The sequence below is a fragment of the Corallococcus macrosporus DSM 14697 genome (assembly GCF_002305895.1).
GTDB lineage: Bacteria > Myxococcota > Myxococcia > Myxococcales > Myxococcaceae > Myxococcus > Myxococcus macrosporus.
The window spans coordinates 1,973,118-1,993,546 of record NZ_CP022203.1 but is presented as its reverse complement, the minus strand read 5'-3'; the positions used below and the strand labels follow the sequence as shown (position 1 = coordinate 1,993,546).

Sequence of the window (20,429 nt, the reverse complement as noted above, 5' to 3'; positions counted from 1 at the left end):
CGGTGAAACACCGCTGTCCACCGGATGCCAGGTGGGCGTGGAGGAAGGCGCGGCGCGCGGACAGCGAGGGCCCTGGGGGGCCGTCCCCCTCCGGGGAAGCAACAGTCTTCCCGGAAGGTGCCATTACGCCGTGCAGTCAGCCCACGCGCTGCGTTAGAAACAGGCGCTCATGGATGACTCCAACGCCAGGTTGGTCACGGCCCTGCTCGAAGCCCGGCAGCGCCACTGCTTCCCTGCGGACGTACGGCGCGCGGCTCCCGAATTCGTAGGCCAGGTCCTGGGCCTGCTCTTCCCCCACTTCGCCGAGCGCCTGGAGTGTACGGCCGCGGCCGTCCACCGGGACGTCACCACCGTGGAGGCCAGCCTCCATCGCATCCGCGACACGCTCGCCCCCTTGTACCCGGGCATCGAACCGGACCTGCCGGCGCGCTTCATGGAGCGGCTGCCCGGGCTCTATGAGTGGCTGCGCCAGGACGCGGACGCCATCTTCGAGGCGGACCCGGCCGCACGCACCGTGGACGAGGTCATCCTCACCTACCCGGGGTTCACCGCCATCGCCATCTACCGGGTGGCCAACGCGCTGCATGTGCTGGGCTTCCCGCTGCTGCCCCGCCTGCTCACCGAGTACGCGCACCAGCGGACCGGCGTGGACATCCACCCCGGGGCCACCATTGGCCGGCGCTTCGTCATCGACCATGGCACCGGCGTCGTCATCGGCGAGACGACGCTCATTGGTGACAACGTCAAGCTGTACCAAGGCGTCACCCTGGGCGCGCTCGTCGTGGAGAAGGGGCTGACGGACAAGAAGCGTCACCCCACCATCGAGGACGACGTGGTGGTGTACGCCAACGCCACCATCCTCGGCGGTGAAACCGTGGTGGGCCGGGGCAGCATCATCGCCGGCAACGCCTGGCTCACGCAGAGCATCCCCTCTCAATCCGTGGTGACCCGCCGCAGCGAAGTGCGTCAGCGCGGCGCGGATGGCTCGCTGGACGCACTCGAATTCCACATCTGACCCACCCAGAGGCGCCCGACATGAAGGTGAACAACATCCTGGAGACCATTGGAAACACGCCGCACGTGCGCATCAACCGGCTGTTTCCGTCCCGCGTGACGGTCCACGTGAAGCTGGAGCGCGCCAACCCGGGCGGCAGCATCAAGGACCGCATCGCCCTGTCCATGATTGAGGACGCGGAGCAGCGCGGCCTGCTGAAGAAGGACAGCGTCATCATCGAGCCCACCAGCGGCAACACCGGCATCGGCCTGGCCATGGTGGCGGCGGTGAAGGGCTACAAGCTGGTGCTCGTCATGCCGGAGTCCATGAGCATCGAGCGCCGCCGGCTGATGGCCGCCTACGGCGCCACCTTCGAGCTGACCCCGCGCGCCCAGGGCATGAAGGGCGCCATCGCCCGCGCCAACGAGCTGCTGTCGCAGGTGCCCAACGCGTGGATGCCGCAGCAGTTCGACAACGAGGCCAACATCGAGGTCCACCGCCGCACCACGGTGCAGGAAATCCTCAAGGACTTCCCCGAAGGGCTGGACTACCTCATCACCGGCGTGGGCACCGGCGGCCACATCACCGCGTGCGCCGAGGAGCTGAAGAAGGTCTGGCCGAAGCTGAAGGTCTTCGCCGTGGAGCCCACCAAGTCGCCCGTCATCAGCGGCGGCCAGCCGGGCCCGCACCCCATCCAGGGCCTTGGCGCCGGCTTCATCCCGAAGAACCTGCACAAGGAAGCCCTGGACGGCGCGATTCAGGTCGCCGAGGAGGACGCCTTCGAGTTCACCCGCCGCGCCGCGCGCGAGGAGGGCATCTTCATGGGCATCTCCTCCGGCGCCGCGCTGTCCGCGGTGAACCAGAAGCTGGGCGAGATGACCGACGGCAGCCGCGTGCTCGTCTTCAACTACGACACGGGCGAGCGCTACCTCTCCATCGAGCCGCTCTTCCCGGCGCAGTAGCCCAAGGGCCGTCAGCCCGGGTACGTCCGCACCAGCTCCACCAGCCGGTCCATCTCCTCGGGCAGGTTGTAGAAGTGGGGAGAGAGGCGGACGCGCCCGCGGCGCACGGAGAGGGCCACGTCCCGCCCGGCCAGCCACGCGCCGAGCGGGCGGGCCTCGCCCTCCGGAGGCAGGAAGGTGAGGATGCCCGCCCGGTGCGCCGGCGCGGGCCCCACGTCGCAGCCCAGCCCGCGCAGGCCCGTCTCCAGCCGGCCGAGCAGCTCGCGGATGCGCGTGGAGATGGCGTCCATGCCCACCTCGTGCAGCAGCTCCAGCGCGGCGCCCAGCGCGTAGATGCCGGTGTACGCGGCGCTGCCCTCCTCCAGCTTGCCCGCGTCCGGGCGCAGCTCGAAGTGGCTGCGGTTGAAGTTCCACGCGTCGGTGGTGCTGCGCCAGCCCACCAGCACGGGCCGCAGCCGGGGCAGCACCTCCCTGGCCACGTAGACGAAGCCGATGCCGGCGATGCCCAGCATCCACTTGTGGCTGTCCGCGCTGAGGAAGTGGATGCGGCTCTTCTTCACGTCCACCGGGACGCAGCCCACGCTCTGGATGCCGTCCACGCAGAGCAGCACGCCGGCCCGCTCACAGAGCGCCCCCACCGCGTCCAGGTCCGTGCGGTAGCCGGTGGCGAACTGCACGGAGGACACCGCCACCACCCGGGTCCGCGGCGTGAGGGCGGCGGCCACGGCCTCCGGGGTGACGCCCCCTTCGGGCGTCTGGATTTCGCGCACCGTCACGCCCCGGTCCCTCAGGTGCAGCCACGGGTACACATTGGAGGGGTACTCCAGCGAGGAGGCCACGGCCACCTCGTCCCCGGGCTTCCAGTCCAGCCCCTCCGCCACCAGCCCCAGGCCGTGGCTGGTGTTGCGCACGAAGGCAATCTCCCCGGGCTCGGCGTTGATGAGGCGCGCGGCCAGCTCCCGCACGCGCTCGCAGTGGGCCTCCCAGCCGCGCTCGTGCTTGATGCCGTGGTGGACGAGGTCCTCCATCCACCCGCGCACGGCCTCGGCGGCGCGCAGGCTGGTGGGGGCCACGCCAGCGTGGTTGAGGTAGAGCTGCTCCTTCAGCACGGGGAAGAGGTCGCGGTAGGACTCGAGCGGGCGCGTCATGGTGCGCGGGAGTCTAGCCACCCTGCCGCGCCGCGCCGTACTTCGTGAGGGCGGGTGTCCGCCATGGACAGGTCGGGTGGGGTTTTCCGTCCCTCGCGGGGATGCGATATGCGTCGGGCTCTGCTCGACGCGGAGGACCCATGCGCCGCCCCCCCCTGGACGCCCTGCGGAACACGCTGCTCGCGGGTGCCACCCTGCTCGCCGGCTGCGCGGGCACCGTCCACGCCCCCTACCCGCCCATCCGCGCGGACCTGTCCCCGGCCGCGCTGGAGCGGGGCGCCGCCATCTTCCACGCGAGCTGTGAGTCATGCCATCGCGGCGGCGACGCGGAGACGGCCTCCGGCGCGCCGCTGCGCGAGCTGCCCTCGTACATGGGGCGCTTCTACGCCGCGAACCTCACGGCCCATGCGGAGGCGGGCATCGGCGGCATGACGGATGAAGAGCTGGCGCGCGCCATCCGCTACGCCGTGAGCCGCGACGGGCGCCTGATGGTGATGCCCAGCTACGGCATGGGCGACGCGGACCTGGCGGCGGTACTGGGCTTCATGCGCTCCGGGCACCCGCTCTTCACGCCGGATCCGGAGCCCGCGCCGCCGTCGAAGTTCAGCTTCTTCGGCGGCATCGGCTTCCGCTTCATCACCGGGAACGAGCCGGTGGAGCGCCCCGCCTCGGGCATCCCCGTGCCGCCCAAGGCGGCGACGCTGGAGTACGGCCACTACATGGCGCATGACGTCTACGACTGCGCCTCGTGCCACACGGATGGCTTCAGCCCCCGGAAGACGGAGGGCGACGACGTGTTCGCGGGCGGCATGGCGTTCGTCGACCCGGAGGGACGGAAGGTCCATTCCAGCAACATCACGTTCCATGAGACGGGGCTGGCGCACTGGACGCTGGAGGACTTCACCCGCGCGGTGCGGGACGGACTGGCGCCGGATGGCTCCGTGCTGCGCTCGCCCATGCCGCGCTTCCGGGGCATGGACGCGGTGGAGGCGCAGGCGCTCTACGATTACCTGCGCTCGGTGCCGCACAGGAAGAACGCGGTGGAGGGCGCGCGGCCCCGGCTCACCGCGACGTCGGCGCGGCCTGACTGGGTGGCGGAGACGCACGGCGCGCAGACGCCGCTGGACGGCGCTCACGCACAGGGCCGTCCCGCTGCGGCGCCCGCCAGCGGCGCCGCGCACGCCAAGGCCTCCGAAAAGGACGCGGGAGGAAGCCAGGCGCCCCAGGCCTCCTCGGACGCCAAGGCCTCCGAGCAGGACGCGGGAGGAAGCCAGGCGCCCCAGGCCTCCTCGGACGCACCAGCGCAGGGCTCCGACGACACGACCAGGCAGGCCCCTTCCCAGGCGGGTCCGGGCACCACGCCCGCCACATCGCCAGCGGGTCCGGGCGTGGGTACGCCCCCGACGCCAGCTCCGCGCGCGGCCGCCGACACCTCCGCCTCGCCCGAGGGTTCCAACGCCTCCACTCCCAGCACCTCGGCAACGCGGGGTGACGCGGCCCCGGGCTCCTCGAAGCCAGCCAGCAAGCCCGCGCCCCGCCGCAAGCCGCGCCCCGCTGTGCCCCAGGTGGACGCCGCCGGCCTCTTCGTGAAGCTCGGCTGCGCGAGCTGCCATGCGCCCGGCGCGCGCTACCACGACCGGCTCGCCAAGGTCGCCACGCGCAGCGAGGCGGAGCTGGTCCGCTGGGTGCGCAACCCCGAGCAGTTCCTCCCCGGCACGCCCATGCCCACCTACGCGGAGTTGATTGACGAGAAGACCGCGCGTGCGCTGGTGCGCTGGGTGAAGGCGGGAGGCCCGGCCTCGCTGACCTCCACCTCACGCTGAGCGCCGCCAGGGCCCTTGGGAAAAACGTCCGGGAAATGACCGAGGAAAAACCCTACCGGCGTATCCAGGTTGGAAGTACTCAGCGAGCGCCTCGTCGAGGCGTCTCCTGGGCGCGTACCACCCCGGTGCCAACCGGCCCCAGCCCCGGGGTGGTGCGTGAAACTTCCCACCGCACCGTCGGCTGGCACGCCAGCGCCTCCAGCTTCAGGGACGGCTGCACCCCGGCCCGCGCTCACGTACGGTGCGCGGCATGACGGAGTGCCTCCTCAACATCGACCTGGGCGAGCTCCCCGGCGAGGACGAACAGCTCTACGCGCTGGCCCACGTGGCGAACATCGCCTGTGGCGGGCACGCCGGAGACGACGCCTCCATGCGCCGCGCGCTGACCCTGTGTGAGCGGCACGGCACGCGCGCGGGCGCGCACCCGTCCTACGAGGACCGCGAGGGCTTCGGCCGGCGCGCGCTCGACGTGACGCCGGAGCAGTTGCGCGCGCAGGTGGCCACGCAGTGCGGCCGGCTCGCGAAGCTGGCGTCCGAACGGCGCCTGCCGGTGGCCTACGCCAAACCGCACGGCGCCCTGTACCACGCGGCGAATGCCACACCGGACCTGGCTCGCGCGGTGGTCGCGGGCGTGGTGGAGGCCCTGGGGCGAGCCGTCACCGTCATCGGTCCGGGCGCGGGCGCGCTTCGAGACGCGGCCCGGGCCGCCGGACTGCCTTATGCCCGCGAGGGCTTCGCGGACCGGGGCACGCGGCCCGACGGTTCGCTGATTCCCCGTGGCCAGCCCGGCGCGGTGCTGACCGACCACGCCCAGGCCAGGGCCAACACCCTGCGGCTGGCCACCGGCGACAGCGTGGACACCGTCTGCGTCCACGGCGATACGCCTGGCGCGGTGGAGCTGGCGCGCGAGGTCCGCGCCACGTTGGACGCGCTCGCGCTCCGCTCGGAGCCCCTGGGTGACGGCGCGCTGCGGCTGGTGCTTCCCGAAGGCCTGGAGCGACGCGCCACGCGCGAGGCCCTTCGTGCCCTGCCTGGGGTGCTCGACGCCGTCATCACCGAGGAACACGCGTGCGTCTACTTCGCCCCGGATGCGCCGCCCGAGGAGCCCCGGCTCGCGCTGGCGCGGCTGCTGCGCGTGCCAGCCCCCGTGGCCGGACGCCCGCTCACGACCATCTCCGTGCGCTATGACGGGCAGGACTTGAACGCGGTCGCGGAGCGCGCGGGGCTCACCGGAGACGAGGTGGCGCGGCGCCATACAGCGCGTGAGTACACGGTCCGATGCGTGGGATTCCTCCCGGGGTTCGCCTACCTGGGCGAGGTGGACCCGAGCATCGCCGCGCCTCGGCTGGCCACGCCCCGCACGCGGGTGCCCGCCCTGGCGGTGGGAATCGCGGGAGGCCGCACGGGCGTGTATCCCTTCGCGTCGCCGGGTGGCTGGAACCTCATCGGCACCGCGCTGGACTTCACCGCCTTCACGCCCGAGCAGGGCTCGGTGCTTCAGCTCGGGGACCGCGTGCGCTTCGAGCGGGTGGACGGATGACGGGTTGGCTCGAAATCACCGGCGTGAATGCGCCCGTCTCGGTGCAGGACGCGGGGCGGCCAGGGCAGATGCAGCACGGCGTGCCGCCAGGAGGACCGCTGGTCCCGGAGCTGCTCGCGCTGGCCAATCACACCGTGGGCAACGCGAGCGGAGCCGCGGCCCTGGAGGTTTTCGGCCGGGTGGAGCTGCGCGCCCGGGGCCGCGGCGTCCGAGTGTCCGTGGATGGACGCGCCGTCACCCTGCCAGACGGGGACCGCCTCACCCTCCCCGCGCCCGAGTCCACGAGCGTGCGCTACGTGGCGGTGGATGGAGGGTTCGCGGTGCCGGAGGTCCTCGGCGGGCGAGGCACGCTGCTCGTCGCGCGGCTGGGAGGACACGAGGGCCGGCTGCTGCGCGCGGGGGACATGCTGCCACTGGGTGAGGCGAGGGAGCCCGTGGCGGCGAAGGCACCCGGCGCCGCATTGGACGCCACTGCGCCCATCCGCGTGACACTCGGGCCAGACACCCGGCGCTTCGAGCCCGCCACCGTGGCCACCTTGCTGTCAGGCGCCTTCGCCGTGTCCGCCGCGACGGACCGCGTGGGGATGCGGCTCCAGGGGCCCGTGCTCACGCATGGCGACGAAGGCACGGGCACGTCGCGCCCCATGGTGCGAGGCGCCATCCAGGTGACGCTGTCGGGAGCGCCCATCGTGCTGGGCCCCGACCACCCGACGACGGGTGGCTATCCGCTCATCGCCACCGTCATTCGCGCCGACTGGGGACGGCTGTGCGCCCGGCGTCCGGGAGCCGCTGTCCGGTTCCAGGAAGTGAGCATCGATGAAGCACGGCACGCGTGGCGCCAATACGCGGAGCACTTCGGCATCCGCACGGGCCCTACGTAAGGCCCCCGGACCTACGGCGCCTCCAACTCCGGAGGCCACAGCGCGCCCAGGTCCAACTCCAGGTCCTCGAACGGCTCGGCGCGCACCATGGCTTCGCCCGAGTACTGCCCGCGAGAGACCCAGTCGCCCCCGTGCCGCGCGAAGACCTCCAGGGTCTTCACGGCGGGGTCCACCAGCCATACGTGCCCCACGCCTTCACGCGCGTAGATTTCCCGCTTGCGGTTCCTGTCCAGCTTCCGAGTGGACGGAGACAGCACTTCACAGACCCAGTCCGGCGCCAAGGTGAAGAAGGGGACGCGCCGCATCACCGGCATGCGCTCGCGGCGCCATCCGGCGATGTCCGGCACCAGCACGTCCTGGCCGAAGTGTAGCTCGGGCTCGTCAACGACCCACCAGCCTCCCGGCGCTCGCTGGCCGACCTGGAACCGGGAGATGAGCAGCCCGCCCAGAACGGAGTGCGCCACTGCATGCGGGCTCGCGGGCCGCGGCAAAGCGATGAGCTCGCCGTCGATGATCTGCCCGACCATGTTCTCGGGCAACGCCATCAGGTCTTCATAGGTCGCGGGTCGCTTCGTCTCATTCCCCATCTCGGAACTCCCCAGGCCAGCCGCCTCCCACCCCTCTATCATCCGTCCTGCCTCCCCCAAGTGGAACCCCACCTGGAACAGCGTGTCCAGATATTCCTACCTCACGGGTCCGACATGCCCTCGGGGGCAGGGCGTAAATCTTTTCCTGGTTTCCACCGATAATACGGGAATGAAGACTCCCCTCTCCGAGCCCCGTGTCCCCGCGCCCTCCACGGAGTCCGGAGCGCCCACGCGTCCCGCGCGCAACGAATTGCGAACCCAGAACCAGACGCTGGCGGACCCGCTCCAAGGGCCCCGCGTCGCCCCCGGCAGCTATCCCTCCCCCGAGGAAATCCGAGCCATCTGCGCCATGCAGGACCTGGTGGCGCGAAACCACGCGGTGACGCAGAGCTACTCGGACCTCTCCATCGCCATGGGGCAGCTCCTGGGCATGGAGAACGCCAACTGGTCCACCTTCGCGACCTGGGCCTCGAAGCAGGCCGGCGTGAGCGTCCGCGGCGAGGACCTGCCCAAGCGCTTCACCGACCTGCTCAAGCGCTTCGACGCCATCACCCGGCCGCTCACCAAGGTGGACGACCTGCTGCGCAAGCTCGGCGTGCCCGTGCTCCCCCTGGGCGACCTCGGCTCCGCCGGCAATGACGCCCTCCAGAACGTCAGCGAGGCCATCTCCGAAGGCAACAAGAAGGTGTTCGAGGAGGTGGGCCAGGAGCTCTCCCGCTTCGTGACGACCTTCCAGGGCGCCACGCAGTACGACGCGGCGAAGGTCGCGCAGTACCTGAGCGAGTTCCCCGCCGACAAACCCGTGCTGGAGGAGGCCTTCGGCCACTACACCCAGGCCATGTTCGAAGCAGACGCGAACACGAAGGCCGAGCTGATACTCATGGCCAACACCAAGGTGGGCCTGCACGAACAACGAAGGCTCCAGCCGCAAATCGAGCAGGCCCTCGATGCCCCCGTGAAGGCGACCTTCCACGGCATCCTGCGGCAGACCATCGAGGCGAACATCAACGCGCTGCTCTTCCCCGCGAACCTCGCGGGCAAGGCGGCGCTCAAGTCGGGAGTCGTGGACGCGGTGCTGAACCCCGTGGTCGACAGCATGGCGAGCGCGTTCCGCCGCTTCTCCACCGAGCACATGATGAAGCTCGCCGTCCCAGGAAGCGCGCTCAGCCTGGGCAATGACGTGCCGCCGCCGCCGGGCATGGAGACCACGCTCTTCCCGCCGCACCTGCGCACCATCGAGACCCCCGAGCTGCGCACGCTGCTGAGGGCGTTCGACAAGCGCCCCGACAGCCTCACGGGCTCCGGCGCGGAGGACTGGAGCAGGCTGGACCAGCGGATGAACTACATCATCGACCTCTTCCGCACACGGCAGTCGGACCCGGCGTTGTTCGACCCGCCTTTCGGGCGCCGCGGGACCTATTCCGTGACGCCACCGGCACCTCGCGTCGCGTAGGTGCGTCGAGGGACGCAACTTTCCCCGGATTGAACCGATACTGGAGGAGATGAGTCCCCCGAAAATCCGCCCGAACGTCTCCGTGCGTCCCCCGGAGCCCCGTGAGCCGCTCCGTCCCGCCCGCAACGAGGTCAAGCCCCAGGCCCCGGTGACGCCGCGGCCCGGTACGTCCGGGGTGTCCCGGTTCGAGGCCCCCTCCGTCCGTCAGCAGCCGGTGGCGCTGAACGCCCCCGCGCTCCCGGCGCGCGGCCCGAGCGTCACGCCGGGCAGCTACCCCACCGCCGCGCAGGTGCGGGACATCGCCGCCATGACGGACCCGGTGGCGCGCAACCAGGCGATTACGCAGGGCTACTCGGACCTGTCCAACGCCATGGGGAAGCTGCTGGGCACGGAGAACGCCAACTGGTCCACCTTCGCGACCTGGGCCTCCAAGCAGGCCGGCGTGAGCATCCGCGGCGAGGACATGCCCAAGGTCTTCACGGACCTCCTCAAGGGCGCGGACGCCGTCGGAGGGCCGCTGTCCAAGGTGGACGACCTGCTGCGCAAGCTGGGGCTTCCCTCGCTGCCGCTGGGCGACGTCGCCTCGGCGGGCAACCAGGCGCTGCAGAACGTCAGCAAGGCCATCGCCGATGGCAACAAGGCGGTGTTCGAGGAGGTGGGCCAGGAGTTCGCCCGCTTCGTGGAGACCTTCCAGGGCGACACCCAGTACGACGCGGCCAAGACGCAGCAGTACCTGAGCGGCTTCCCCGCCGACAAGCCGCTGCTGAAGGAGGCCTTCGGACACTACGCCCAGGCCATGTTCGAGAAGGACCCGAACAAGAAGGCCGAGCTGATGCTCCTGGCCAACAACAAGGTGGGCCTGCACGAGCAGACGCAGCTCCAGCCCCACGTCGAGAAGGCGCTCAACTCGCCGGTGAAGGACACCTTCCGCGACGTGCTCAAGCAGGGCATCGAGGCGCAGCTCAACGCGCTCCCCTTCCCCGCCAACCTCGCGGGCAAGGCGGCCCTCAAGACGGGCGTGGTGGACGCGGCGCTGAACCCGGTGGTGGATGGCATGGCGAGCGTCTTCCGCCGCGTCGCCACCGAGCACATGATGAAGCTGGCGGTGCCGGGCGGCGCCCTGAAGCTGGGCAATGACTTGCCGCCGCCCCCGGGCATGGAGTCCACGCTCTTCCCGCCGCACCTGCGCACCATCGACGACCCCGAGCTGAAGGCGCTGCTGGGCCAGCTCGACAAGAGCCCGGACAGCCTCACGGGCACTGGCGCGAAGGACTGGGGCAAGCTGGACCAGCGGATGAACTACATCATCGACCTGTTCCGCTCGCGGCAGTCGGACCCGGCGCTGTTCGACCCGCCCTTCGGCCAGCGGGGCACCTACCCGGTGGCGCCCTCGGCGCCGCGCGTCTCGTAGGCGCGCGGCTCCAGGCTCACGCCTCGTCGACGACGAACTGCTCCAGCCGGGCGATGCCCAGCTTCTTCATCCGGCTCTGGAGCGTGGACGGCTTGAGCCCCAGCAGCGCCGCGGCCCCGTTGGCGCCGTACACGCGGCCCCGGGTCAGCGTGAGCACCCGCATGATGTGCTCGCGCTGCACCGCCGCCAGCGTCAACACGGGGCCCCGCTTCACGCCCTCCGCCGCGGGCGCGGGCTCCTCCGGCAGCGCCGCCACCACGGCCGCGCCACGCGTGGGCACGTCGAAGGCCTCCGGCCCCAGCGCCGTCCCGCGCGTGAGGATGGTGGCCCGCTCCAGCGCGTTGGCCAGCTCGCGCAGGTTGCCCGGCCAGTCGTAGGCCGCCAGCCGCGTCAGGCCCTCCGGCGTCACCCGCATGCCCCGCCGCCCCGTCCGGCGCGCCTGCTCCTCCAGGAGGAAGTCGCACAGCTGCGGCAGGTCCTCGCGGCGCTCGCGCAAGGGCGGCAGGCGCAGGGGGAACACGCTCAGCCGGTAGTAGAGGTCCTCGCGGAAGCGCTTCTGGGCAATGGCCTGCTGCAGGTCCACGTGCGTGGCCGCCAGGATGCGCACGTCCGCGCGCACCGTCTTGTCGCTGCCCACCGGCTCGAAGGTCTTCTCCTGCAGCGCGCGCAGCAGCTTCGCCTGGAGGTCGAAGGGCAGCTCGCCCACCTCGTCCAGCAGCAGCGTGCCGCCGTGGGCCATCTGGAAGCGCCCGGCCCGGTCCTTGGTGGCCCCGGTGAAGGCGCCCTTCACGTGGCCGAAGAGCTCGCTCTCCAGCAGGCCCGCGGGAATGGCCGCGCAGTTGAGCGTGACGAAGGGCTGGTCCGCGCGAGCGCTCCACCGGTGGATGGCCCGGGCCAGCCGCTCCTTGCCCGTGCCCGTCTCTCCGGTAATCAGCACCGGCGTGTCCGTCTCCGCCACCTGCCGCGCCCGCCGCGCCAGGTCCCGCATCACCGGGCTCCGCGACGTCTCGAGGATGCCCTCCGAGTCTCCCCCGAGCTGCGCCTCCAGCAGCTTCGCGTGCTCGTGGTCCTGCCGGTGGAGCCGCTCGAAGGTGGCGCGCTGCTCGGCGGATTGGATCGCCGTGGCCAGCATCTGCCCGTACACCTCCACCAGCTCCACCACCGGCTGGGGGTATGTCTCACACTCCGCCCGGTCCAGGGACAGCACGCCGTAGCAGCGCTCGCCCGCGCACAGCGGCACCACCATGCAGGAGTGCCCCGGCGGCAGGTCCAGCACGCCGTCGAACGGGTCGCCATCCCCGTGGGCGTGGTCCTCCTCCGTGAAGGCCTTGGCCCGCCGCGTCTCCAGCGCCTGCCGCAGCGACGGGAACTCCGACAACTGCAGCGTGTGCTGCCGCACCTTCGCGTTCGCCAGCGGCCCCCGCGCCGCCACCGACACCAGCCGGCCCTCCTTGAGGAGGAACACCGTGGCCAGGTCGAAGCGCACCACCCGCGTCAGCCAGTCGAGCCCACGGCGCAGCAAATCCCCGACGGAGCCCTCCGCCGTGGCCAGCTCGATGAGGTCCCGAGCGTCGTTCGCGCCGTCCGTGGCGCCTGAAAAGTCGTCCTGCATGCCCACGAAATAATAGGGTTCCACCGAAATTGCAGTGCCCACGGGCACCGGGATTTCGGGGTCCACCGTCACCGCGCGAACACGGGCCCGGCGCAGCGGTGTCCTCCCTGCTGTAGGTGAACGGAGCAGGCGTTCGCGGCCGTACATTCGCACCGCCGCCTGTCCGCGCTTGATGCAACCTCCCGGTGCATCTCGTATTTTCCGCCCCCGCTCGCGAGGGCCACGAGCGGGCGGCCGTCACTCCACTTTTCGAACCACCGAAATTGCAGTGGCGAGCCCCACCGAGATTTCGTTAGACACCGGCCCAGCGGCACCGACCCAGCGGGGGTGAATCATAAACCCCTGGAATCATTGATTCGAAGTCCTGGCACGGCGACTGCTAAGCGGTAGGACAGAACACATTCACCGGGGTCGGCTCACCGCCGGACCCCCATCCCAAGGAGCCGTAATGCTGACCGTTGGCGACAAGATCCCGAACTTCAAGGTGAAGGCCACCGTGTCCCTGGAGAAGGGCAAGGAGTTCCAGGACATCACGAACGAGACCTTCAAGGGCAAGTGGCTGGTCCTGTTCGCGTGGCCGAAGGACTTCACCTTCATCTGCCCCACGGAGATCGCGGAGTTCGGCAAGAAGAACAAGGACTTCGCTGACCGTGACGCGCAGGTCCTGGGCCTGAGCACCGACAGCGAGTTCGTGCACCACGCGTGGCGCACGCACCACCCGGACCTGAAGGACCTGCCCTTCCCGATGCTGGCGGACCTGAAGCACGAGCTGTGCAACGCGCTGGGCATCCTCCACAAGGAGGAGGGCGTGGCCCTCCGCGCGACGTTCATCGCGGACCCCGAGGGCATCATCCGCCACGTGACGGTCAACGACCTGTCCGTGGGCCGCAACGTCTCCGAGACGGTGCGCACGCTGGACGCGCTCCAGACGGACGAGCTGTGCCCCTGCAACTGGACCAAGGGTGAGGAGACCCTGACCCAGAAGCTGGCGAAGGCGGGGTAACCCACCATGGCCTCGCTCGAAGTCGTCCGCTCTGAGCTGGCGGACTCCCACAAGGACACGCGCCTCAACCTCCAGAGTGTCCTGGAAGGTGGCAGCCTCACCCCGGAGCAGCGTTGGGGAACTGCCGTGGCATGCGCCTTCGCCGTTCGGAACGAGCGGCTGAAGGAGGCCATGCTGAATGAGGCGAAGAAGGCCCTCGCGAACCCCGAGCCTGTCATCGAGGACGCGCGTGCGGCGGCGTCGCTGATGGCGATGAACAATGTGTACTACCGCTTCCGGCACATGATCGGGAAGGAGTCCTACTCGACCAAGCGCGCCGGACTGCGGATGAACCGGCTCACGCAGGTGCTGACGAACAAGGTGGACTTCGAGCTGGTCTGCCTCGCCGTCAGCGCCATCAACGGCTGCGAGATGTGCATGCAGTCCCACGAGAAGGTCGTGCTGGAAGGCGGCCTCTCCGAGGAGCAGGTGCACGACGCGGTCCGCATCGCGTCGGTCATCCACGCCGCGGCGGTGGGCCTGGAGTCGTAAGCGGCCCTGTCACGAGGCATCGCCGTTGTTTCAAGCGCCCTCCGGTGGAAACACCGGGGGGCGCTCCCTTTTGGGCCGCCGCGCATCCAACCCGCCGACCCCGACAAACCCACAGCCGAAAGGAAGACACCATGTACCGCAGCCCCAGCCCCCTCCCCGAGAAGGCCCGCGCCGCCATCGCTGACTCCCTCAACGAGCGGCTCGCCGATGGGCTCGACCTGCACTCGCAAATCAAGGTCGCGCACTGGAACATCAAGGGCCCGCAGTTCGCCTCGCTCCACCCGCTGTTCGAGACGTTCGCGGTGAGCCTGGCCACGCACAACGACTCCATCGCCGAGCGCGCGGTGACGCTGGGTGGCAAGGCCTACGGCACCAGCCGCCACGTGGGCAAGACGAGCCGCCTGCCGGAGTACCCGCAGGAGACGACGCGCGACCTGGAGCACGTGAAGCTGCTGGCCGAGCGCATCGAAATCTACCTGGACGGCCTGCGCAAGAGCCGCGCCCTCTTCGTGGAGAACGGCGACACCGACTCCGAGGGCCTCACCACGGACATCATCACCGAGTTCGAGAAGCACGCCTGGTTCCTGCGCGCTTCGCTCGAAGGCTGAAGTCCGCTTCACCCGGACGTGCCCGCCGGGGCTGTGCAACCCGCTGCACGCGCGCGCCGCCCCTTCCATGGGGCGCGCCTCGTGTTCTCGCGAGGTTGCGCCGGGCACGACGGTTGCTCTCCATGGGGCCATGACTCGCCGCGAACCCGCGGTGTCGTGCAACCCCTGGAGAAGCGCCCATGCGACGCATCACCTGCCTTGCCCTCACCGTCCTCGTCACCACCGCCTGTGGCGGCGCGCCCACGCAAGAGGAAGTGGACGCCGCCCGTCAGCGCGTGGAGCGCGTGGTGGCCGCCTCGCACCAGGCGCGTGGCGCGCTGGAAGTCCTGGGCGTGCTGCCGGTCTACACCTGCGGTGAGCCCCGCCCCGAGTTCCTGAACACCGCCGTGCGGACCGTGCGGACGCGCTGGGCCTGCGCCCGCGCCACGGTGGAGCCCCATGACAGCGTGACGGACCGCGTGGTGCTCACCTTCGACGAAGGCGGCTGTGACGTGCATGGCCTGCGCTTCGCCGGACAGGCCGCGTTCCTCTACCGCGGCGGCGAGGACCTCATGGAGGTGGAGGCGGACCTGCGCGGGCTGACGGTGGACGGGCATCCGCTCCAGGCGGAGGTGGGCTACGGCACCTGCGGCGACGAGACGCGCCTGTGGGCGGACGTGCGGGGCGGCGTCCCCGGGCGTGAGGGCCACACGTTCCACGTCGATGGCCGCGTGGGCATGCGGGCCGGCATTCCCGTGATTGGCGGCACGTCCCTGGTGCTGGACGGCCCGGGCGAGCTGACCGGCCCCGATGGCACCGACCGCCTCACGCTGACGGGGCTGCACTACGAAGTGGGTGAATACCTGCCGAAGGAAGGCACCGCGGTGCTGGAGACGGCGGACGGGCGGCGCGTGGCGGCCCGCTTCCAGCCCGTCCTGTGGCGCCTGGGCAAGGCCGAGGTGACGGTGGATGAGTTGGAGCCGGTGACGGTGCCCATCGTCCGCTGAGCGGGAGCGCGCATGGCCCGGACTTCCGCTAGGGTGTGACGCCGTGAGCGACGACGTCTCCCTTCCGGCATTCCGCGCCGTGCCCCGCACTGGCGTCATCTTCGTCACCGCCGAGGCCACCCGCCGCGGCTACCGCTCCAGCGACCCGGAGTGGTGCAACCTGGGCCAGGGCCAGCCGGAGACGGGAGACCTCCCCGGCGCGCCGCCCCGGCTGAACCAGGTCACCATCGACGTGGCCGACATGGAGTACGCCCCCGTCGCCGGCCTCTGGGAGGTGCGCGAGTCCATCGCCAGCCTCTACAACCGGCTCTACCGCCGGGGCCTGCCCAGCCAGTACAGCGCGGAGAACGTGTGCCTGTCTGGCGGCGGACGCGCGGCGCTCACCCGCGCCGCGGCCAGCCTGGGCGCCATCAACCTGGGCCACTTCCTGCCGGACTACACGGCCTACGAGGAGCTGCTGGACGTCTTCAAGGCCTTCACCGCCATCCCCATCCTCCTGGAGGGCGAGCGCGGCTACGCCTTCACCGCGGAGGACCTGCGGCGCGAGGTGCAGGGCCGCGGCCTGTCGGCGCTGCTCTTCTCCAACCCCTGCAACCCCACCGGCAAGCTGGTGCACGGCGAGGAGATGGCCCGCTGGGTGAGCGTGGCCCGCGAGCACGAGTGCACGCTGCTCGTGGACGAGTTCTATTCGCACTACATCTGGACCGGCCGCCCCGGGCACCTGCCGGTGGAGAGCGCCGCCCGCTACGTGGAGGACGTGAACAAGGACCCCGTCGTCTTGTTCGACGGCTTCACGAAGAACTGGCGCTACCCGGGCTGGCGCATGACGTGGACGGTGGGGCCGCGCCAGGTCATCGAGGCGGTGTCCAGCGCGGGCAGCTTCCTGGATGGCGGTGGCAGCCGGCCGCTCCAGCGCGCCGCGATTCCGCTGCTCCAGGAGGAGCCGGTGGTGAAGGAGACCCTGGCCATCCACAACGCCTTCCGGGAGAAGCGGGACCGCTTCCACTCCCGGCTGGAGCGCATCGGCATCCGCACGGACCGCGCGCCGGATGGCACCTTCTACGTCTGGGGCAACGTGTCCGGCCTGCCGGCGCCGCTCAACGACGGCATGGGCTTCTTCCGCGCCGCGCTGGAGCAGAAGATCATCGCCGTGCCGGGCGAGTTCTTCGACGTGAACCCGGGCAAGCGCCGCGCGCGGCCGTCGCGCTTCCGAGGCTACGTGCGCCTGTCCTTCGGCCCCTCCATGGAGACGCTGGACAAGGCGCTGTCGCGGCTGGAGGACCTGGTGCTCCACTACTCGCGCACGCCGGGCAACCCGCAGCCGGCGCCGTGACGTGAAACGGCCCGGCCCCTCCACTCGAGGGGGCCGGGCCCGGCCGCGCTCAGCGGGGCGCGCCGCCCGTGCCGCGCTCGGGGACGACCCACAGGTAGAGCGTGCGTCCCTCGCTCTCCACCGTCTTGGTGGGCGCCCAGTCCCCCATGTCGAAGCTGTGCGACACGATGCGCGTGCCCGGCTTCAGCTCGGCGAGCAGCTTCGGCTTGAGCCGCTCGTTGACGGAGGGCAGCAGGTAGAGCGTCACCACCGACGCGTCGCCGATGTCCGCGTCGAAGAGGTCTCCCTGCCGGAACTCCACCTTGTTCTTCACGCCCGCCTGGCTCGCGTTCTGATTGGCCTCGGAGATGCGCTCCGGGTTGATGTCCACCCCCACGGCGCGCTTCGCCCCGTGCTTCTGGACGGCTGAGATGACGATGCGACCGTCTCCGCTGCCCAAATCATAGACAGTGTCCCCGGGCTTCACGCCCGCCAGCGCCAGCATCCCCTCCACCGCGCCTTCGGGCGTGGGGACGAAGGGGACCTCCGGCGCCCGCACCGCGCTGCCCGATGCGCCGCGGACCTGCACCGTCACATTCTGCTGCGTCGTCGAGACGCCCGCCGCGCTCGCGGCCACCCCCACCGTCAACATGAGAACCCCCATCATTCGCTTCATGTCGCCTCCTTCGTTCGTTGCAACCTGGGAGAGGAACGGGCCTTGGGGGAGGCCGCCGTCGTGGCCCTGCGGGTGCGCGCCGTCTCCACGGCGAGCAGCACGCCGCCCGTGCCCAGCACGGCGAGCCCCGCGAGCGCGCCCAGCCCGGTGAAGGCCAGGCTGGAATAGAGGACATACGCGCAGATGCCGATGAAGAGCAGCGGCGTCAGCGGATACAGCGGCACGCGGAAGGGCCGCGGCGCAGCCGGCTCACGCACCCGCAGCACCATCAGCGACACGCCCGTCAGCAGGAAGAAGAGCCAGAAGACGGGCGCGGTGTACTCCACCATCGTCTCGAAGCCCTGCCGCGTCAGCGTGCCCAGCCCCACCAGCGCCAGGGTGATGGCCCCCTGCACCAGCAGCGCGCGGGACGGGCCGTTGGCCTTCGCGTGCCACCGCCCCAGGCCGTTGAACAGCACGCTGTCCCGGCCGAAGGCGTAGTGGGTCCGCGCGCCCGTCAGCACCGTGGCGTTGGCGGACGTCAGCGCGGAGATGGCGATGAGGACGCTGAGCACCAGCGCCCCGCCGCTGCCCACCGCGCGCTGCATCAGGTCCGCGGCCACCGCCTCCGAGTCCGCCATGCCCGCCAGCCCCAGGCCGCGCAGGTAGGCCACGTTGACCAGCAGGTACAGCGCCGTCACCAGCCCGATGCTCGCCAGCAGCGACCAGGCGATGGTGCGCCGCGAGCCCCGCACCTCCGAGGACAGGTACGCCACCTCGTTCCAGCCACCGTACGTCAGCAGCACGAACACCATGGCCAGCCCCCACGCCGTGCCCGACGACGCGGCCGGCGCGGGCGCCGCCTCCGCGGGCCCCAATGCCGGCGTGAAGAGCAGCCCCACGATGATGACGGCGCCCACGCCCAGCACCTCCAGGGCGGTGAGCAGGTTCTGCGTGCGCGTCCCCTGCCGCAGCCCGGCGATGTTCACCGCCGTCAGCCCCACCACCAGCGCGGTCGCGTAGAGGGGCGACGAATACGGCCCCAGGGGGAAGAGCTGCGTGGCGTAGTCCCCGAAGACGAACGCCAGCAGCGCGATGGAGCCGGTGGGGATGACCGTCAGCCGCGCCCACGCGAAGAGGAACGCGGGCCCCTTGCCCAGCGCGCGGTAGAGGTAGTGGTAGTCCCCGCCCGGATGCGGCCAGGCGCTGGCCAGCTCCGCGTAGCACAGCGCGCCCACCAGCGAGGCCACGCCGCCCAGGAGCCACGTGAGCAGCATCGCCTCGCCGCTGGCGGACTGCGCGGCCACCAGCGACGGCGCCTTGAAGATTCCCGCGCCCAGCACGATACCGACCGTGAGGGCCATCACGTCCACCACGCGCAACGACGGCGACGGCGCCCCCTCCCCCCGCTTCACGGCTTCATCTCCTGCCTGCTGCTCCTGCATGGTGACGTGCTCCACGCGCCTCGGCCGCCTTCGCCATCCGCGCAAGATGTGGCCGGGGTCCGGCCATGAGGAGGATGAGGGTAGAGACCGGCTCCTCTCCGTCCATGGGCCGGAGGGCTCCTCTGCACTGCCGTGGACAGGGCCCCACGTCCGGACTGACGGGCGGACACCTCCTCGTCCGAGGCGGCGTGGCTCTATGCTGGAGTCAATGAGACTCCCGCCGCCCCGGCTCGCCTTGCTGTGCATGCTCTACTTCGTGCAGGGCCTGCCCTTCGGCTTCCAGGCGACCGCCCTGCCGGTGTACCTGCGCGCGCAGGGCGCCTCGCTGACCACGATTGGACTGCTGGGCGCCCTGTGGCTGCCCTGGGCCCTCAAGGCGCTCTGGGCGCCCCTGGTGGACCGCTATGGCTCGGCGCGCATCGGCCGGCGCAAGTCCTGGATCCTGCCAATGCAGGCGGGGCTCGTCGTCACCTGCGCCGCCGCGGCCGTCGTGGCCTCGCGGGATGCCCTGCTCCTCCTGCTGGCGCTCATCTTCCTGATGAACCTGTTCGCCGCCACGCAGGACATCGCGGTGGACGGCTTCGCCGTGGACACGCTGCGCCCCAGTGAGCTGGGCCTGGGCAACACCGCGCAGGTGGTGGGCTACAAGCTCGGGATGCTGACCGGCGGCGGGCTGCTGGTGTGGGCCAGCGCGCGCATCGGCTGGCCTGGCCTCTTCGTCGCCATGGCGCTGCTGTGCCTCGCCGCGTTCATCGTGATGCTCTTCGCCCAGGAGGTCCCACCCGAGCCACGCGCCGAGCCGTCCGCCCTGCCCGCGCGGCGGGAGCCCGGCTGGCGCGAGCTGTTCCAGCGGCTCAAGGCCGCGCTCCTGCTCCCGGGCGCGGGCTGGCTGCTGCTCTTCATCACCACCTACAAGCTGGGCGAGAGCATGTCCGACGTGCTCTTCAAGCCGTTCCTCGTCGATATGGGCATCACTCCCGCCCAGATTGGCCTGTGGGTGGGCACGTGGGGCACCGGCGCCTCCATCATGGGCTCGCTCGCCGGCGGGGTGCTGGCCTCGCGCATGCCGCTGCTGGGCGCGGTGGGCCTCACCGCCACGCTGCGGGTGGTGCCGCTGGTGGGCCGGTGGCTGCTGGCCACGGGCAACGTCACCGATGCGGGCGTCATCGGCGTCACCATGGCCGAGGAGTTCTTCGGCGGCGCGCTCACCACGGTGATGTTCGCCTTCATGATGTCCCGCGTGGACCGCCGCATCGGCGCCACCCACTACACGCTGCTCGCCAGCCTGGAGGTCTGGGGCAAGGCGCCCGCCGGTCCGCTCGCGGGCTGGCTCGCGGACGCGCGGCACGGGCTCGGCCTGGGCTACGCCCATGTCTTCCTGCTGGGCATCGGCCTGTCGGTGGTGTTCCTGGCCCTGCTGGTGCCCATGCGCCGTCAGCGGCACGCGCCCGTCACCGCGCTGAACACCGCCTGAAGCG

18 protein-coding genes are annotated in these 20,429 nt (G+C 70.9%); 13 read left to right on the top strand and 5 right to left on the bottom strand.

Going from position 1 to position 20,429, the window contains the following annotated elements; genetic code table 11:
* Positions 1-169: 169 nt before the first annotated feature.
* Together epsC and cysK are read left to right on the top strand one after the other, a co-directional pair.
* Entirely contained in the window at positions 170-1,015 is an 846-nt protein-coding gene (gene epsC, locus MYMAC_RS08480; RefSeq protein ID WP_013935283.1) for a serine O-acetyltransferase EpsC, read from the top strand.
* 20 nt (positions 1,016-1,035) lie between these two features.
* Entirely contained in the window at positions 1,036-1,956 is a 921-nt protein-coding gene (cysK, locus tag MYMAC_RS08475) for a cysteine synthase A (RefSeq protein ID WP_095957703.1), read from the top strand.
* A gap of 11 nt (positions 1,957-1,967) precedes the next feature.
* On the opposite strand, the gene MYMAC_RS08470 is transcribed toward cysK, so the two are convergent.
* On the bottom strand, positions 1,968-3,104 hold the full coding sequence (locus MYMAC_RS08470; protein WP_095957702.1) for an aminotransferase class V-fold PLP-dependent enzyme: 1,137 nt from the start codon (positions 3,102-3,104) through the stop codon (positions 1,968-1,970).
* A 140-nt stretch (positions 3,105-3,244) separates the two neighbouring features.
* On the opposite strand from MYMAC_RS08470, the gene MYMAC_RS08465 reads away from it, so the two are divergent.
* The 3 genes from MYMAC_RS08465 (at position 3,245) to MYMAC_RS08455 (ending at position 7,348) form a co-directional block, all read left to right on the top strand.
* The gene (locus MYMAC_RS08465) at positions 3,245-4,927 is read left to right on the top strand and encodes a c-type cytochrome (protein ID WP_095957701.1); all 1,683 of its coding nucleotides are present in this window, start codon (positions 3,245-3,247) and stop codon (positions 4,925-4,927) included.
* A 250-nt stretch (positions 4,928-5,177) separates the two neighbouring features.
* The gene (locus MYMAC_RS08460) at positions 5,178-6,467 is read left to right on the top strand and encodes a LamB/YcsF family protein (protein WP_170114716.1); all 1,290 of its coding nucleotides are present in this window, start codon (positions 5,178-5,180) and stop codon (positions 6,465-6,467) included.
* On the top strand, positions 6,464-7,348 hold the full coding sequence (locus MYMAC_RS08455) for a 5-oxoprolinase subunit C family protein (protein WP_095957699.1): 885 nt from the start codon (positions 6,464-6,466) through the stop codon (positions 7,346-7,348). The genes MYMAC_RS08460 and MYMAC_RS08455 overlap by 4 nt, the downstream gene beginning before the upstream one ends.
* An 11-nt stretch (positions 7,349-7,359) precedes the next feature.
* Here the strand turns inward: MYMAC_RS08455 and MYMAC_RS08450 are convergent, their stop codons facing one another.
* Positions 7,360-7,935: a Uma2 family endonuclease gene (locus tag MYMAC_RS08450; RefSeq protein ID WP_170114715.1), complete on the bottom strand. Its 576-nt coding sequence runs from the start codon at positions 7,933-7,935 to the stop codon at positions 7,360-7,362.
* A gap of 169 nt (positions 7,936-8,104) precedes the next feature.
* Between MYMAC_RS08450 and MYMAC_RS08445 the strand changes: the two genes are divergently transcribed.
* Together MYMAC_RS08445 and MYMAC_RS08440 are read left to right on the top strand one after the other, a co-directional pair.
* Complete coding sequence (locus MYMAC_RS08445) at positions 8,105-9,388, top strand: hypothetical protein (protein WP_095957698.1); 1,284 nt, start codon at positions 8,105-8,107, stop codon at positions 9,386-9,388.
* Positions 9,389-9,437: 49 nt separating this feature from the next.
* Positions 9,438-10,799, top strand: a complete 1,362-nt coding sequence (locus MYMAC_RS08440) for a hypothetical protein (protein WP_095957697.1) — start codon at positions 9,438-9,440, stop codon at positions 10,797-10,799.
* A gap of 16 nt (positions 10,800-10,815) precedes the next feature.
* Here the strand turns inward: MYMAC_RS08440 and MYMAC_RS08435 are convergent, their stop codons facing one another.
* Positions 10,816-12,411 (bottom strand): sigma 54-interacting transcriptional regulator, encoded by a 1,596-nt coding sequence (locus tag MYMAC_RS08435; RefSeq protein ID WP_095961523.1) that lies wholly within the window; start codon positions 12,409-12,411, stop codon positions 10,816-10,818.
* Positions 12,412-12,859: 448 nt separating this feature from the next.
* Here MYMAC_RS08435 and MYMAC_RS08430 point away from each other — a divergent pair, with 448 nt between their 5' ends.
* From MYMAC_RS08430 to MYMAC_RS08410, 5 genes are all read left to right on the top strand, one after another.
* Positions 12,860-13,414 (top strand): peroxiredoxin, encoded by a 555-nt coding sequence (locus tag MYMAC_RS08430; protein WP_013935293.1) that lies wholly within the window; start codon positions 12,860-12,862, stop codon positions 13,412-13,414.
* 6 nt (positions 13,415-13,420) lie between these two features.
* Positions 13,421-13,945 carry a carboxymuconolactone decarboxylase family protein gene (locus MYMAC_RS08425; protein WP_095957696.1) on the top strand — a complete coding sequence of 175 codons (525 nt, stop codon included), beginning with the start codon at positions 13,421-13,423 and terminating at the stop codon, positions 13,943-13,945.
* A 131-nt stretch (positions 13,946-14,076) separates the two neighbouring features.
* On the top strand, positions 14,077-14,553 hold the full coding sequence (gene dps, locus MYMAC_RS08420) for a DNA starvation/stationary phase protection protein Dps (RefSeq protein ID WP_013935295.1): 477 nt from the start codon (positions 14,077-14,079) through the stop codon (positions 14,551-14,553).
* 179 nt (positions 14,554-14,732) lie between these two features.
* Positions 14,733-15,539, top strand: coding sequence for a hypothetical protein (locus MYMAC_RS08415; RefSeq protein WP_239989419.1), 807 nt, complete (start codon positions 14,733-14,735; stop codon positions 15,537-15,539).
* Positions 15,540-15,582: 43 nt separating this feature from the next.
* On the top strand, positions 15,583-16,872 hold the full coding sequence (locus MYMAC_RS08410; RefSeq protein ID WP_095957695.1) for a pyridoxal phosphate-dependent aminotransferase: 1,290 nt from the start codon (positions 15,583-15,585) through the stop codon (positions 16,870-16,872).
* A 49-nt stretch (positions 16,873-16,921) separates the two neighbouring features.
* On the opposite strand, the gene MYMAC_RS08405 is transcribed toward MYMAC_RS08410, so the two are convergent.
* Both MYMAC_RS08405 and MYMAC_RS08400 read right to left on the bottom strand, forming a co-directional pair.
* Positions 16,922-17,527: an SAM-dependent methyltransferase gene (locus MYMAC_RS08405; protein ID WP_095957694.1), complete on the bottom strand. Its 606-nt coding sequence runs from the start codon at positions 17,525-17,527 to the stop codon at positions 16,922-16,924.
* Positions 17,524-18,951 carry an APC family permease gene (locus tag MYMAC_RS08400; RefSeq protein ID WP_193364474.1) on the bottom strand — a complete coding sequence of 476 codons (1,428 nt, stop codon included), beginning with the start codon at positions 18,949-18,951 and terminating at the stop codon, positions 17,524-17,526. Before MYMAC_RS08400 ends, MYMAC_RS08405 begins: the two co-directional genes overlap by 4 nt.
* A gap of 208 nt (positions 18,952-19,159) precedes the next feature.
* On the opposite strand from MYMAC_RS08400, the gene MYMAC_RS08395 reads away from it, so the two are divergent.
* Complete coding sequence (locus tag MYMAC_RS08395) at positions 19,160-20,425, top strand: MFS transporter (protein WP_095957693.1); 1,266 nt, start codon at positions 19,160-19,162, stop codon at positions 20,423-20,425.
* Positions 20,426-20,429 lie beyond the last annotated feature (4 nt).

Coding starts and splice junctions, on each gene's coding strand:
- epsC (WP_013935283.1), top strand. CDS start 170: ATGGATGACTCCAACGCCAGGTTGGTCACGGCCCTGCTCGAAGCCCGG.
- cysK (WP_095957703.1), top strand. CDS start 1,036: ATGAAGGTGAACAACATCCTGGAGACCATTGGAAACACGCCGCACGTG.
- MYMAC_RS08470 (WP_095957702.1), bottom strand. CDS start 3,104: ATGACGCGCCCGCTCGAGTCCTACCGCGACCTCTTCCCCGTGCTGAAG.
- MYMAC_RS08465 (WP_095957701.1), top strand. CDS start 3,245: ATGCGCCGCCCCCCCCTGGACGCCCTGCGGAACACGCTGCTCGCGGGT.
- MYMAC_RS08460 (WP_170114716.1), top strand. CDS start 5,178: ATGACGGAGTGCCTCCTCAACATCGACCTGGGCGAGCTCCCCGGCGAG.
- MYMAC_RS08455 (WP_095957699.1), top strand. CDS start 6,464: ATGACGGGTTGGCTCGAAATCACCGGCGTGAATGCGCCCGTCTCGGTG.
- MYMAC_RS08450 (WP_170114715.1), bottom strand. CDS start 7,935: ATGGGGAATGAGACGAAGCGACCCGCGACCTATGAAGACCTGATGGCG.
- MYMAC_RS08445 (WP_095957698.1), top strand. CDS start 8,105: ATGAAGACTCCCCTCTCCGAGCCCCGTGTCCCCGCGCCCTCCACGGAG.
- MYMAC_RS08440 (WP_095957697.1), top strand. CDS start 9,438: ATGAGTCCCCCGAAAATCCGCCCGAACGTCTCCGTGCGTCCCCCGGAG.
- MYMAC_RS08435 (WP_095961523.1), bottom strand. CDS start 12,411: ATGCAGGACGACTTTTCAGGCGCCACGGACGGCGCGAACGACGCTCGG.
- MYMAC_RS08430 (WP_013935293.1), top strand. CDS start 12,860: ATGCTGACCGTTGGCGACAAGATCCCGAACTTCAAGGTGAAGGCCACC.
- MYMAC_RS08425 (WP_095957696.1), top strand. CDS start 13,421: ATGGCCTCGCTCGAAGTCGTCCGCTCTGAGCTGGCGGACTCCCACAAG.
- dps (WP_013935295.1), top strand. CDS start 14,077: ATGTACCGCAGCCCCAGCCCCCTCCCCGAGAAGGCCCGCGCCGCCATC.
- MYMAC_RS08415 (WP_239989419.1), top strand. CDS start 14,733: ATGCGACGCATCACCTGCCTTGCCCTCACCGTCCTCGTCACCACCGCC.
- MYMAC_RS08405 (WP_095957694.1), bottom strand. CDS start 17,527: ATGAAGCGAATGATGGGGGTTCTCATGTTGACGGTGGGGGTGGCCGCG.
- MYMAC_RS08400 (WP_193364474.1), bottom strand. CDS start 18,951: ATGCAGGAGCAGCAGGCAGGAGATGAAGCCGTGAAGCGGGGGGAGGGG.
- MYMAC_RS08395 (WP_095957693.1), top strand. CDS start 19,160: ATGAGACTCCCGCCGCCCCGGCTCGCCTTGCTGTGCATGCTCTACTTC.